Source organism: Nocardioides pyridinolyticus (assembly GCF_054653575.1).
The window spans coordinates 73753-87316 of record NZ_BAAIFY010000010.1; the positions used below are offsets into that span (position 1 = coordinate 73753).

A 13564-nucleotide genomic window follows, 5' to 3' on the forward strand; every position below is an offset into this window, starting at 1 on the left:
TCTCTCCCTCAGCGCGGGACGACGTTGGCCGAGCGGGCGGACGGCGGGCTGGTGCCGATGCCGTTGATGGCGACGACCTCGAAGCGGTAGTTGCCGGCCGGAAGGGTGAACTCGCGCTGCCGCACCGCGGGTCCGAGGACCCGCGAGGTGGTCCGCGAGAGCACGGTGGCGTTGGGGTCGGTGGAGCTCATCCTCAAGGCGGTGACCTGGTATCCGGTGATCGCCGATCCACCGTTGCTGGTCGGTGGGGTCCAGCGAGCGATCGCGGTCAGCTCACCGCCGACGGCGCCCTGGCTGGGCGTCCCGATGACCGGCGGTCCGGGCACGGTCGTGGTGGCGCCGGGGGTGACGCCGTTGGAGAGCGCGGAGTAGGGGCCGGTGCCGGCGCTGTTGGTGGCGGCGACCTGGAAGCGGTACGCCGTGCCGTTGGTCAGCCCCGTGACGAGCAGGCTGGTGGCGTCGCCGGCGGCCGGGCGCAGCGCGCCGACCTGGGTGCCGGTGTTGTTGACCACGCGGACCTGGTAGCCGGTGATCGGTCCGCCGCCGGTGCTGCCCGGCGCGGTCCAGGTGACGGTCGCCGAGGCGCTGCCCGCTGTCGCCGTCCCGATCGTCGGGGCCGAGGGCACGGTGACGACGGGCGCCCCGTTGGTCGGCACGCCGGGCGTGCCCGAGCCGCTGGAGAGCGCCCAGTTGGCCCCGTTGTCGTTGTCCGCGGCCGGGTCGCTCAGCTCCAGCGACTGGCCCGCGGTCGGCGCCGGCCACCCGGCGCCGCCGTAGGTCACGGTGTCGGCGGTGGAGCCGTCCGCGCGGGTCAGGGTCAGGGTCGCGCTCGGGGCGAGGCTGCCCGCGTAGCGGTCGCCGACGAACACCGTCGGGCCGTAGGCGCTCCGGAAGGCCGGGTCGTTGCTGACGAAGGTCATCGCGGACTGGGCCGGGATCACCGTGCCGGGCTGGACGGCGAGGCTGATGCCACCACCGATCGTCCAGCGGGAGATGTCGATGGCCTGAGCGTTCGGGTTGTACAGCTCCACGAACTCGGCGGTGTCACCGCTCGCCGGCGAGTGCTGGATCTCGTTGATCACGATGTTCGGGGCCGCCGGCTGGTTGCCCGGCACCCGCGAGTCCGTCGCGAAGATCGTGCGGCGGTCCGCGAGGTCGTTGAACAGGCGGGTGCGGAAGGTGTTGTACGTCGTACCCGCCGGGTACGGCCACGCCGCGATGTCCAGGGCCGCGGTCGGCTGGGCGGACGAGAGCCGCGCGTCGTAGAGAGCCTCGAGCCGGCCACTGGCGAGGATGTCGTTGACCAGCGTGCGCAGCCTGCGGAAGTACATCGCACGCCACTCCGGCTGGGCCAGCAGGGCTCGCATCAGCGCGCTCGTGTTGTCGCCCGCCTCGGCCGGTGTCACGAACGTGCTGTCGACGTTGCAGCAGCCGTTGCTCCAGGTGTGGTCGAGATCCCAGGGCAGGATCGACCAGCGACCGGTCACGGGGTCCTGGGCCAGGTAGAAGTTCTTCGACGAGGAGTCGACGTGCTCGACGATCGCGGTGACCGCCGCGTAGTTGATCAGCTGGGGCAGGTCGGCGTTGGCGAGCAGGTAGTTGCGCTGCGCCGCGCCCGTGAGGCGAACGCCGTTCACGAACGCGGCGATCGGGGCGAAGTTGTTGTCGTCGGGCGACTTCTTGCTGAACTGGACGTTGATCGGCCGGGTGCTGAACGCGCTCGTCTCTGCCTCGTAGAACTGGTGGTCGTCGTACCCCTCGCGCTCGCGCCAGGTGCCGTCGAAGACCTCGTTGAAGTTGTAGAGGGCCTGGAAGGCCCCGTTGCGCTGCGCGCGGACCGGGAACATCTGGTGGTTCACGATGCCGGCGCGCTGGAAGGCCTCCCACGAGATGATGCTGCGCCCGTGCGACTTGTCGCTCCAGTCGGCCTGCAGGTCGAACTCGTCCACGGGGTCGGGGAGCAGGCCGCCCATGTCGAGGTCGTGGCCCTGCGGCAGGTGGAACTTCCAGCTGACCTTGGGATCGCGCTGCGAGGCGTGCCCCTTGATCTCCATCTCGACGTTGTCGATGACCTGACCGCCGTAGGCGATCGCGCCGAACCGGGTGATCTCCTCCTCCGGGTTCGCCACCATGAGGTTGTAGTCGGCGTTGGAGATGAACCACTCCAGCACCGGGATGGCGCTCGTCAGGCCGTGTGGCACCACGAGGCCGTGGTAGTCGGTGGTGTCGTCGACGCGCGGGCTCCGGCTGGTCGTCACGGAGTTCGTCGCCTCGACCCGGTAGCGGATGAGCGTCCCGGCCGCCGCGCCGGGGATCGTCGCCGAGAACGTGTCGCCGCCGGAGGCCGTCATCGCGACGGTGACCTCGGCGTTGAAGTTCAGGCGGTAGCGCAGGACCGCCGTGTCCTGGCCGGTGATGGTCGCGGTCACCGTCGTCGACTGGTTGGCGACCGGCACGGCCGGGCTCGCGGCCAGGCCGGTGATGCGTGGGCCCAGCCCGGTGCGGCGCACGGAGTTGGGGGCGCCGGCCGTGTGGCCCGCGCCGTTGGTCGCGGCGGCCCAGTTCAAGGAGTCGTCGTTGTTGAGGCTCGCGTCGATCAGCTCGAGCGACGGGCCGAGGCCGTCCGGGGTCGACGGCCACGGGTCGACGTCGAGGAAGCTGACGGTGTCGATGGTGGTGCCGCCGGCGTCGCGCAGGGCGACGGTCTCGCCGGAGTTGGCGAGGTTGCCGCCGTAGACGGCGGCGGGGGCGAAGCCGTACCTCGACTGGAACTGGGCGGCGTCCTTGGCCACGACGAGGTAGCCGCCGGCCGCGATGGTGGTCCCGGCAGGCAGGGTGAGCGTGATGCCGCTGAAGGTCCAGCCGGAGAGGTCCACCGGGGTGGTGCCGCGGTTGTGGAGCTCGAGGAAGTCGTCGCCGTCGAGGTCGGAGAGCGCGTGGTACATCAGCTCGTTGATCACGACGTCGGTGGGCGCGGCCGTCGACGGCGGAGCGGTGACGGCCATCGTCGCCATGGCGAGGGTTGCGGTGATGGCCACCCGTGCAGCCAGCAGTGAACGTGGTGAGCGCATGCCTAATCCCTCCGTGGACTGTCCCCAGGTCCTTTGGCCCGAACGCTAGGTCGGACCCTCGGAGGGCTCATCGCCGAAATCAGGGAAAGACCTGCGGGGGCTCAGATCCCGGCCGCCGCGCTCGCGGCTCGGCGGTCCGGGCGGCGTCGGAGAACCGTGCCGAAGACCTCGAGGCCGAGGGCTTCTCGCCGGCGCCAGACGCCGTAGAGGTAGGCCGCCAGTCCCGCGCCCGTGACGGCGACGTCCACGGCGAGAGGGAGGTCGGTGGCGGCGACCACGGCCGCGGTCATGCCGACGCTGGCGAGCGCGCCCAGCCCGAGGCGCACGGTGGGGGCGGTCAACGGCCACATCCCGAGGTGCCGGCGCACCTGGAACAGCGGGAGCAGGTTGCGTACGACGATGGCGACCGCCCAGGCTGCGGCGGCGCCCCGGATCCCGTGGGCGGGGATGAGCACCAGGTTCAGGCCGACGTTCACCACGAGGGCGGCGGTGCTGTTCGCGAGGCTGAGCCAGCTCCGGCCGGCCATGAGGAGCACGGCGTCCACCGGGCCGCAGGCCGTCGCGAGGAGCATCGTGACCGACAGGACCACCACGACGTCCGAGGCGGCGTCGTACCCCTCGCCGAAGGCGAGCATCAGGACGGGGGCGAACCCGGCGGTGACGAGATAGAGCGGCCAGGCGGCCGCCATGCTCCACCGGGTCGCCGCCCGGAAGACCGCGTTGGCGGCCCGCGTCTCGCCGCGCGCGAAGAGCCCGCTCAGCTGGGGCGCGAGCGCCTGCTGGACCGACTGCACGAACAGCTGGCCGAGGGCCACGAACCGGGTGGCGGCGGTGTAGAGCGCGGCGTCGGCGGGGGACGCGAGGGCGGCCACCAGCACGATGTCCGAGCGCTTCAGCGCGGTCTGGGTCACGCGAGCGATGGCCCGGGGTGAGGTGTAGGACCAGAACTCCCGGCACAGGAGCCACCACGGAGCCGGAGCATCGGCGGTCGTGATCCGCCGGCGCACCAGGACGCGCAGCCACGCGGTCCCGACGACGAGACCGGGCACGTAGGGGAGTGCCCACGCGACGGCGAGCCAGGTCGGTCCGCCTCCGGCGGCGTAGACGACCACCACGCCCACGGCCTGGAGCCCGATCCGGCCGACGTCCTCCACGAGCACGGTGGGCCGGAAGGACCCGACACCGCGGGTCCCGGCCATCACCAGGTCGTGGAGCGCGGCGACGGGCAGCACGACGGCGAGTGCCCGCAGCATGGGCGTCATCGTCGGGGCCGCGTCGGAGCCGGCGAGATGGGGACCCAGCAAGGGGGCGGCCGCCCACAGCCCGGCTGCCAGGACGACGGACACCGCGGCCACCGGGACGACCGCGACGACGAGGGTACGGCGCAGGTCGACGGCGCGCCCCGACGCGATCCGCACCGGGAGCCAGCGGACCAGGCCCGTGTCCGTGCCCAGGAACGCGACCGACTCCAGGATCAGGAGGACCGAGGTGCTCGCGAACAGCGTTCCCGCGACGGCGGCCGAGAAGCCGTTGGTGACGACAACGACCAGGAGCACCCCGAGAACAGCACCGGCTCCGGCGCCCAGGACGCTGGCCGTCCCCCGCCGGGCCAGCCGCTGGAGCTGTCCGCGCGGTCCGGGCGCCTCTCGGTCCGGAAATGTCCTCATCGGCGCACCCGGGGAATCCTCGCGGTCCCGGCCGACTCCTTCCGCTCGGACCCCGGGAGCAACGTCCCTCCGGCACCGGGGACGCGCCGGCGTGTCACGTCACGCGGTCCGACGACGAGGGCGGCCAGCACGGTGCCACGGGTGCGCGCCGGCGCGGCGGCCACCTGCTCGACCTCGCGCGGCCTCGTCGTTCCGAGGGTGACGACCACCAGCCCGAGGTCGGCCGCGCCGACCAGCGCCTCTCCCTCGACCGTGTCGAGGCCCGGCGCCTGGAGGACGACGAGGTTGCCGGCGGCCACGAGGGGTGCCAGCACGGCGCGCAACCGGTCGACGACGAACAGCTCGCGGCTCTGCGCGGTCGGCACACCGCTGGGCAGCAGGCAGAGCAACGGCTCCACGCTCGGATGCAGCAGGTCCATCGGGTCCAGGCGCTCATGGACGAGCGCGTCGGCGAGGCCCTGCTCGCCCAGGACCAGCCCGCCGCGGGTGGCCGGCCCGTCGGTCTGGACGAGCACCACCCGGTGGCCGGCCCGGGCGAAGGACTCCGCCACCGCCTCCGCGACCTCGGCGCACGAGCCGCCGGCGCCGGCCGGGGCGACCGCGATCACGTCCGGCCTCGGCTCGATGTCGAGCAGCGCGGCCCGCAGCCGACGGATCGTCGTGTCGAACGCCTCGCCGGAACGCCGGCGGAAGGGCAACCGGGCCCGCCAGGACTGCCTCGGCACGGCCGCGACGACGGGCACGGCCGCCTGCTCCACCTCCACGGCGGACCGCACCGCACCGGACGTGCGCTCCCGCACCAGCGCGATCAGGCACCCCAGCGCCAGTCCGAGCAGGGCACCCGCCACCGGGAGCACGCGCGCGGTCAGGCCGCCCGCGCTGGCCGGCTCGGTCGCCGGGCGGATGATCTCGCCCGGGGGCGTCTCGGTGTTCTCGAGCACGGTCCGCTGGGCGCGGAGACTGACCAGCTCGCTGCGGAGCGCGCCGGCGAGCTCGATCTGGAACGAGCGGTCGGACCGGGTGGTCGACTCGGCGGCGGCCGTGGCCGCCCGCAGCTCGCGGATGACGTCGTCGGTGCGGGCCGCGACCCGTTCGATGCGTGCCTGGTTCACCTGCTCGAACCGCTGCCGGCGGTTCTGGAGGTACGCGGTCGCCACCGCGTCGGTGGCCGCCCGCGCGACCTCCGGGTCGCCCGCGGAGTAGGAGATCTCCAGCAGCTGGGTGTTCGGGGGGACGACGACCTGTACACCGCGCTCCAGGGCCTCCGTGGTGAGCGTCGGGTCGGAGCGCGCGACGGCGCCGAGCACCTCGACGGACCGCACGACCTGGGCCTCGGTCTCGAGGCTGGTCGCCTCGTCCTGGCGCACCGACGACGGCACTGGCGCATAGGGGTTCCCCACCGCGGGATTCACCAGGACTCGGGCGAGGCTCGTGTAGGTCGCGGGTGCCGATCCCGCGTACAGCCAGCCGAGGACGGCACCGAGCAGGACGCAGACGATCACCGGTGCCGGGTGATGCCTGACGGCGCGCGCCATCGAGACGTGGTCGTGGGCGACAGGGGTCTCAGGCATGGCAGTGGTCCTCGTCGGGTGTCGGGATCGGGGTCGGGGTCGGGGCCGGGGATGCGGACGACCGCAGGTGGTCGCGTGCCCGACCGATCAGGCAGCCGGCGAGCAGTCCGAGCAGGGCACCGGAGGTCAGCGCGACCTCGGTGTTGGCGTACTGGGCGTGGCGGGGAGGCTCGGCCGGGCGCACCACCTCCACCGGTGCTGCCCGGGCCTCGTCGAGCTCGTCGAGGGTGGCGCGGACTCCCACGATCCGGGCGAACTGCTCGTCCTCCAGGGGGAACACGATGGTCTTACCGTCGTCCTGGTCGGGTGCGACGTCGTGGTTGTCGAGGACCATCCGGAGATAGCGCAGCTGGTTCTCGTCGAGCGCACCGAGCGCCTGCCGGCGGACGTCGGCGAGGGCGGCGACCGCCGCGTTCGCCGCCCGCGCGGCGTCCTCCGGCGTGTCGGCGCTGACGGTCACGTGCAGGACGTGCGTGTTGGCGGTGGCCGTGACGACCAGCCGGTCGGCCGCCCCATCGGGGTCTGTGCCGAGGACCTCGGCGATCGCGTCCAGCACCGGTCCGCTGCCGAGGAGCTGGGCGTCGGTGTCGACGCTGACCTCCGGGGGTACCAGCCCGTCGGTGGACGGCGCGACGTAGACCGGGACGGGTGCGAGCGCCACCGAAGCGGTGGCGGCGTAGGCGCTGGGCTGCTGCAGCGACCACACGAGGCCGGCGAGCACGCCGAGCACGATGCTGAGACCGAGGAGACGTCGCTGCCGCCGCAAAAACGCGGTGTGGTCGGACCACAGGGGGAGGCCCGGCGCGGCGGTCACGGCAGCCATGCGGGTCTCCGTCCCAGCAGGTCGGCCAGCGCCGCGTCGGGGCCGGCGAAGTGCTCGCGCAGGGCGGCACGGGTGGCCACCGCCATCGGCGAGCTCGGCCGGCCGTTCCAGCGGTCGAACCGATCGGGGAGCACGACCGGCAACCCGAGGAAGTCGAGGACCCCCGCGTACGTCGTCTCGGGCCGCTCGAAGAACGTCTCGCTGTCGATCACGTGCAGTCGGTCCGCCGGGAAGAGGTCGAGGATCCGCCGCAGCTGCGCGACGTACTCGCCGCGCCCGAGGTAGGCGTGGTGGCGGTGGGAGAAGCTGTAGTAGGCGGGGTCGGCCTGGATCCGGTGGACCTCGCCGGTGAGGCGCTCCTCCTCGAGCTCGAGCGCGCGCTCGAAGGACTCGGTCTCGTAGCCCCGGGCGGCTTCGTGCTTCCAGGCGGAGTAGGCACGCTCCACCGGATCGCGCAGCATGGCCAGGATGCGTACGTCGGGGAGGTGCCGTGCGATCCGCTCTGCGGCGCACGGGTGGAACATGTAGTAGCCGCTGGCCTCGAAGGTGACCGGCTCGGCCCCGGCTCGGCGCGCGTGCCGGCGCAGCGAGGCCTCGGTGGGGAAGTGGCCCCGATACCAGGCGAAGGGCCTGGTGTAGTTCACGTCGAAGTAGTTGACGCCCTTGTGGAAGTTGGCGGAGAAGATCGACGGGTGGGACGTGAGCGCGCGGAACAGCGACGTCGTGCCCGCGCGCTGCGCACCGACGAGGATGAAGGAGGGCAGCCGCCGGCGCGGCGCGGTCGCCGAGCCCACGCGCACCGAGACGGCCCTCCCGACGGCCTTGACGGGGTGGGGCGCGGTCGCGCGAAGCGTCATGGTGTTCCTCCTAGAGCTGTGGTCTCGGCGCCGTCGAGGCGTCGTTCGAGCAGGGACAGCACCCACGCCGTGCGCCGCTGCAGCGCGGGCGTCGTGTCGTGGCGCTGGGCGTCCACATAGCGCAGCGCCATCTCCAGCAGGTAGAGGCGCAGCGTGGCCTCATGGCGCGACGGCCGGACGCCGAGCTCGTCCAGCAGATGCGGGACCGCGTCGAGGAACGCGGCCTCCTGGCGGCGCTCGTCGCGCTCGCCCGGACGGACCTGCTGAGCAGCGAAGTGGAGGGCGTCGAAGCCGGCCGGGACCTCCGCGTCGTAGCGCTCCCAGTCCCAGACCTGCAGGGCGCCGTCCGCGGCCATGCCCATGTTCCAGGCGCCCCAGTCGCCGTGCGAGCCACCGAGGGTCAGGGGCGTCGTCCCGTGCTGCGCCCCGAGCACCCGGACGGCGGTCCTCAGCCGGGCGTGCTGCGGGGTCCCGGACAGCTCGGTGATCGCACTCCGGCGCCGCCACCAGTAGCCGCTCCCGGCCAGGGTGCTCCTGGTCGTGCCGCCCAGGCCGGCGATCTCCCGGGAGGCCGAGAGCAGGGCGCTGTGGGTGACCGGGCGCCCCGTGGTGGGGAGGTCGCTCGTCATCAGGACCTCGAGGCCCGACCAGCTGGTGTGGAGGAGGACGCGAGGCGCGTGGAACGAGTGGGGCAGGAGGGTGCCGATCCGGTTCAGGGCGGCCGCCTCCCGCCGGACCAGCGACGCGGTGAGGTCGTTGTGACCGAGCTTCGCGTACCCGAGGACCGAGCCGTCGAGCCGGAACACCTGCAGGACCGGCTTCTGGTTCGCGCGCCGGGTCCCGAGGAGCACGCCGACGCGGACCTCGGTGCCGAGATGGTCGCTCAGGTGGTGCTCGATCGAGTCCGCCCCCGGGTCCACCGCCCGGACGCGCAGCACCGGCCACCGCAGCAGCGTGAAGGCCCGCGACCGAACCGATCGCTCGAGGACGCGTCGCGCCGGGCCGGCGAGGTACGACCGGTCGGAGCCCAGGCGGCGGAGCATGCTGGCCGAGCCGGGGAGGTCCGCCGGCACCAGCAGGCGGGGACGTCGTGCGCTCGGGAACACGTAGGCGTCGCGGTGCCCGGGCGCGGGCCGGCCGCGGGTGAGCTCCGGGGCCGCCCACGGCTCGGGCCACAGGAGCCGAGCGACCTCGGCGGCGTACGCCGCGGACGCGGTGTCGACGGGCCTCATCCCGTCACCTCGGCGTCCTCGGCGTCCTCGGCGTCGGCGCGGGCCATCAGGCCGATCGCGATGAAGGCGGTGAACATGGCCGACCCGAGCGAGTCGTAGACGAAGAAGCACATGACCGCGACCAGCAGGACCGTGCAGGTCGTGACGTCCAGGGGTGACGGGCCGCGGGCGCGGCGCAGGAACTGGACGGCGAAGAAGGCCAGGCACAAGATGGTGCCGCCGAACCCGGTGGTGAGGATCAGGCGCCACATGAAGCCCTGCGTGCCGAGCGGGGGCGCGGCGCACTGGTGGCACTCCTCGGTCTCGCCCCCCGCGAGCGAGCTGAAGCTGCCCTGCATCTGGCGCGTCGTGCCGAAGCCGGCGACCGGCGAACCTTCCGCCGTCACCGACACGACCGTCTCGGCGGTACCCGCTCGGCGGTCGTTGCTGTGCGGCGTCTCCACCCGGAGCAGGAGGGTGTCGTACAGCGGGGAGGACACGAAGATGATGCCGCCGACCAGGACGCCCACGACGAGCACCTGCAGAGCCCGGGCCCGCCCGTTGGCGGCGAGCCGGAGGGCGGCGTACACGGCCGCGACGGCGAGCGAGATCCACAGGCCGCGGTTGAGGGAGAACGTGATCGGGAAGATCGCGCCGACCAGCACGAACGGCGCGACCTTGCGGCGCCAGCCCGCGTCGCGCCCGAACCAGGCCAGCACGAAGAACGGCAGGTACAGCGCGAGGTTGTTGCCCCACGCGTTCGAGTAGGGGAACGGCGCCGTCGGGCGCGGCTGGACGTAGCCGAGGAAGTCGCTCGAGGAGGAGAGCGACGGGTGCACCAACGTGTGGACGAACCGGCTCGACGTCAGCTGCCGCGGCAGCAGAAGCTCGACCGGCGAGGGGAACTCCAGCGTCGGCGCGAGCACGGCCAGGGCGCCGAACCCGACGGTCACGACGAACATCCAGCCGAGCAGGCGCACGATCCGGAGCGTCGACACCTGCCGCGCCGTGTTCGCCACGTAGAGCATCACGACGGTGATCGCGACGTACCAGCCCGCCCAGACGAGGAAGCCCGCGATTCGGCCGAGCCCGAAGGAGGTGACGGTGCCCGGCGCGTGGGCCCTCAGGAGCAGCAGGCCGGCTCCCATCCAGACGAGGAACAGCAGCCAGATGCCGAAGCGGTGCGGCACGCGGATAGGACGCTGGCGGTACAGGATGACGGCCATGGCGGCCGCCATGACGAGGAAGATGAGCTGGGCCAGACCGAGCGCCCACCAGAGCGGGAAGCCCAGGTAGAGCAGGGCCAGCGGCCACCCCGGCTTCAGGAGCCGCGGCTCCTGCGCCGGGACAGCGCGCGGCACGAAGGCCTCGGCGGCCGACGGCATCACGCCGCCCGCTCCCGGGAGGGGCGGGAACCGACGTACCCGTAGGCCACGAGCTGCGGCAGGGTGAGCGCGGTGACGACCCGCCGCGCGCCACCGGGCAGGGTCGAGCGCCACGCGTCGTCGATCGCCAGCTCGATGCGCCCGGAGGTGAACCGGCTGCGGCTCCCGGCCACCCCGTGGCTCGGCTCGAGCAGCACGCTGCGGGCGCCCACGTGTGCGAGATCCCCGTCGGCCACCGCGATGTCGAGGTCGTCGAGGAGGCGCTCCAGAGCGGGTCGCGGCCGGGCGACCAGGTCCTCGTACCGAAGCCTGGTCGCGTGACTGCCCAGGGCGCCCAGGACCGCGCACTCGAGCTGGAGCGTCGCCCACAGCAGGGCGAGCCGGTGCGGGGCGTAAGTGCCCATCTCCTCGCCGACCGGCGACTGCGGCTTGCGGAGCCCGGCCTTGCTCCACGAGCTCGCGACCCCGCGTGAGTCGCGGACGAGGTTCACGACCCGCAGGTCGAGGTCGTCGAGCCGGCGCAGTGCGAAGAGCTGGGCCGTCGACTTGCTGGCGTCGACGACGGTGCCGGCACCCGAGACGGCCGCGATCGCGCGGTAGAGCCGGCGGTGGACGTCGAGGTACTCCTCGAGATCACGGAGGTACGCCCGGTCCGCGCGCCCGGAGACCAACCGGGGAACGAAGCGCTGGCGCACGACGCGCGGCTGGAGGTGGGCGACGCGCTCGGTGACGGCCCCCCAGCCGCCGAACCCGAGCGCGCCGACCTCCTGCCAGAAGCCGCAGCGCGAGAACGGGGACCCGCACCCGCAGCGCTGGTCCTGGATGGCCACGCGGGAGAAGATCGCGTTCAGCTCGCCGGCGTTGACCCAGCCCGGGATCGCGCCGAGCATCCGCTCGAGCAGCGTGCTCCCTGACCTGCCCACGCCTGCGATGTACAGGACCTGCATCGGTCCACCCCCGGCTTTGAGTCCCCGGCGATCCCACTCGCTGGGCTGAGCCTCGGACGCTAGGCGTGCGGCCGGGCGGCCGGCGGTCGGCGCCGGCGCAACATCCCCAAAAGTGCGTAGGCCGTCCCGGTGCTGGCCGGGTGTGGCGTGCGGGCCCGCAGGCTGGCCGCGTGCGTTCTGTCCTCGTGGTGGGTCTCGTGGTGGGTGCGCTCTCCTGCGGCTGTGGAGGGCCGGATGCCGGCGCCCCCGACCCGGCGCGGCCGACGGCGTCGCCGGGCGGCGCGAGGTCCGCGCACGACGAAGAGGCGCTGCGTCTGTCGATCTCGTTCGACGGCGGCGATCGCGGTGCGGTCCTCAGCGGGAACGGCGGGACCGTCGACCTGGTCCCCGGGGCCCCGGGTCGCGGGCTGGCCGCCGCCTTCCCCGAGCGGTGCACCGCCGCGAGCGGGTGCCCGCGTGCGCTGGTGGAGGTCGCTCCCGACCCGTCGCTCGGTCCCGGGGCGAGGTCGTTCACGTACGGCGCGAGCATCTGGCTCGCGGCGGACCAGACGACGTCGGGGGCCAACGTCGTGCAGCAGGGCCGCTTCGGGTCGTCGGACGGACAGTGGAAGCTCCAGGTGGACGGCGCGGCAGGACGGCCGAGCTGTGTGATCCGGTCCGCGGCCGGCGAGGTCGTCGTCCGGTCCAGCGTCTCGGTCGCCGACAGCGAGTGGCACCACGTGACGTGCCGGCGCGACGCGGAGGGCGTGAGCATCGAGGTCGACGGCACGGCGGACCGGGCCGCCGTCCCGACGGGCCTGGTGGGCGGCTCGGCGCCGATCAGGATCGGGAGCCCCGGTGTCGCGGAAGGAGACGACCAGTTCCACGGGAGGATCGACGACGTCTTCCTCGAGGTGGAGCCGGACCGCTGAGCCCGTCAGGCCCGGGCGACCCACGTCGAGGCGAGCAGGTCGGCGAAGGCCGCCTCCATCGCGCCGGCGAGGGCCCACGAGCCGTCGGGGGCGTTGTCGCCCGAGTTGTAGTACGACATCGAGATCACGCCGTGGGTGAGCGCGTACTCGGCGGCGTCCCGCAGCCATTCGGCCCCCAGGGTCGGGTTGCTCGGGTCGTTCCGGGACCCGTACTCGCCGATCACGATCGGCCGGTCCCCGATCCAGGGAGCCGCCTCGTCGAGCTTGCTGCCCAGGCTGCGCCAGCTCTTCCCGTTCGTCGGCGACCACGGGTTGTAGACGTCGATGCCGAACACCGCCGCCCCGGGGACGATCCACACCGACGGGTCCGCGTCGTCGCGCAACGGCTCGAAGGTCCAGTGCTGGAGGACCGGGGCGACCAGGACGCGCGGCGCGATCCTGGCGGCCACCTCGATCACGTGCTCCTGCATCGCGACGTAGTCGGGAGGCTCCATCCCGGGGCGGCCCGCGTCGTTCTCCGGCTCGTGGTGCACGGTGAGGATCACCGCCGACCCGAGCTCGGCCAGGGGGCGCAGCATGCCGGTCAGCCAGTCGTCGCGGGTACCGGAGGCGACGTCGCGCCAGGTGGACCTCGGCTTGATCGACACGTGCGGCAGTCGCCCCTCGACCTGGTCGAGTCGGCACTGCGCGACCAGCTCGTCGGCCTCGTCGGCCTCGGTGCCGAAGTAGGACCGGTGGACGGCGAGCACCGCGCCGAGCTCCTGCTCCCAGGCCGGAACCGACCGGTCGAAGGGGACCGAGGCGCCGTAGTACATGCGGCCGGGCGCGGGCGGCAGCAGCTCGGTGGCCGCGGGAGACGACGACGGCGGCGCCGAGGCCGGGTGGCGCTGCTGGTCGGACGCGCCGCAGGCCGCAGCAGCGGACGAGAGTGCGAGGGCTGCGCCGAGGCCGAGCACCTCGCGACGTGCGAGCGCCATGCGTTCGACGGTCTCCCCTCACCGGGCCCGCGGTAGGGACGGGTGCCGGATCACCCGAAAACAGGGGAGAAGGCGGGTCCGGAGCCGTACCGCATTTCAGGGAGTCTCGAGCCGCCCGCGCCCGGCGTCGCTGATGCCCGGAGA

The 13564-nt window shown here is 73.2% G+C and carries 10 protein-coding genes; 1 reads left to right on the forward strand and 9 read right to left on the reverse strand.

Going from position 1 to position 13564, the window contains the following annotated elements:
• Window positions 1–8 precede the first annotated feature (8 nt).
• The 8 genes from ACYQ0U_RS11010 to ACYQ0U_RS11045 form a co-directional block, all read right to left on the reverse strand.
• A complete protein-coding gene (locus ACYQ0U_RS11010; RefSeq protein WP_459972656.1) occupies window positions 9–3038 on the reverse strand; it encodes a lamin tail domain-containing protein in 3030 nt (1009 codons plus the stop codon).
• Window positions 3039–3172: 134 nt separating this feature from the next.
• The gene (locus tag ACYQ0U_RS11015) at window positions 3173–4738 is read right to left on the reverse strand and encodes an oligosaccharide flippase family protein (RefSeq protein WP_459972658.1); all 1566 of its coding nucleotides are present in this window, start codon (window positions 4736–4738) and stop codon (window positions 3173–3175) included.
• Window positions 4735–6309, reverse strand: a complete 1575-nt coding sequence (locus tag ACYQ0U_RS11020; protein WP_459972660.1) for a Wzz/FepE/Etk N-terminal domain-containing protein — start codon at window positions 6307–6309, stop codon at window positions 4735–4737. The genes ACYQ0U_RS11015 and ACYQ0U_RS11020 overlap by 4 nt, the downstream gene beginning before the upstream one ends.
• Window positions 6302–7132: a YveK family protein gene (locus ACYQ0U_RS11025; RefSeq protein WP_459972662.1), complete on the reverse strand. Its 831-nt coding sequence runs from the start codon at window positions 7130–7132 to the stop codon at window positions 6302–6304. Before ACYQ0U_RS11025 ends, ACYQ0U_RS11020 begins: the two co-directional genes overlap by 8 nt.
• Window positions 7120–7989, reverse strand: coding sequence for a sulfotransferase family protein (locus ACYQ0U_RS11030; RefSeq protein ID WP_459972664.1), 870 nt, complete (start codon window positions 7987–7989; stop codon window positions 7120–7122). Before ACYQ0U_RS11030 ends, ACYQ0U_RS11025 begins: the two co-directional genes overlap by 13 nt.
• Entirely contained in the window at window positions 7986–9221 is a 1236-nt protein-coding gene (locus tag ACYQ0U_RS11035; RefSeq protein WP_459972666.1) for a hypothetical protein, read from the reverse strand. The genes ACYQ0U_RS11030 and ACYQ0U_RS11035 overlap by 4 nt, the downstream gene beginning before the upstream one ends.
• On the reverse strand, window positions 9218–10588 hold the full coding sequence (locus ACYQ0U_RS11040; protein WP_459972669.1) for a hypothetical protein: 1371 nt from the start codon (window positions 10586–10588) through the stop codon (window positions 9218–9220). The genes ACYQ0U_RS11035 and ACYQ0U_RS11040 overlap by 4 nt, the downstream gene beginning before the upstream one ends.
• The gene (locus tag ACYQ0U_RS11045) at window positions 10585–11532 is read right to left on the reverse strand and encodes a sulfotransferase (RefSeq protein ID WP_459972671.1); all 948 of its coding nucleotides are present in this window, start codon (window positions 11530–11532) and stop codon (window positions 10585–10587) included. Before ACYQ0U_RS11045 ends, ACYQ0U_RS11040 begins: the two co-directional genes overlap by 4 nt.
• A gap of 170 nt (window positions 11533–11702) precedes the next feature.
• Here ACYQ0U_RS11045 and ACYQ0U_RS11050 point away from each other — a divergent pair, with 170 nt between their 5' ends.
• Complete coding sequence (locus tag ACYQ0U_RS11050; protein ID WP_459972673.1) at window positions 11703–12443, forward strand: LamG-like jellyroll fold domain-containing protein; 741 nt, start codon at window positions 11703–11705, stop codon at window positions 12441–12443.
• A 5-nt stretch (window positions 12444–12448) separates the two neighbouring features.
• Here ACYQ0U_RS11050 and ACYQ0U_RS11055 read toward each other — a convergent pair whose 3' ends face one another.
• Window positions 12449–13420, reverse strand: coding sequence for a hypothetical protein (locus ACYQ0U_RS11055; protein ID WP_459972675.1), 972 nt, complete (start codon window positions 13418–13420; stop codon window positions 12449–12451).
• Window positions 13421–13564: the final 144 nt, after the last annotated feature.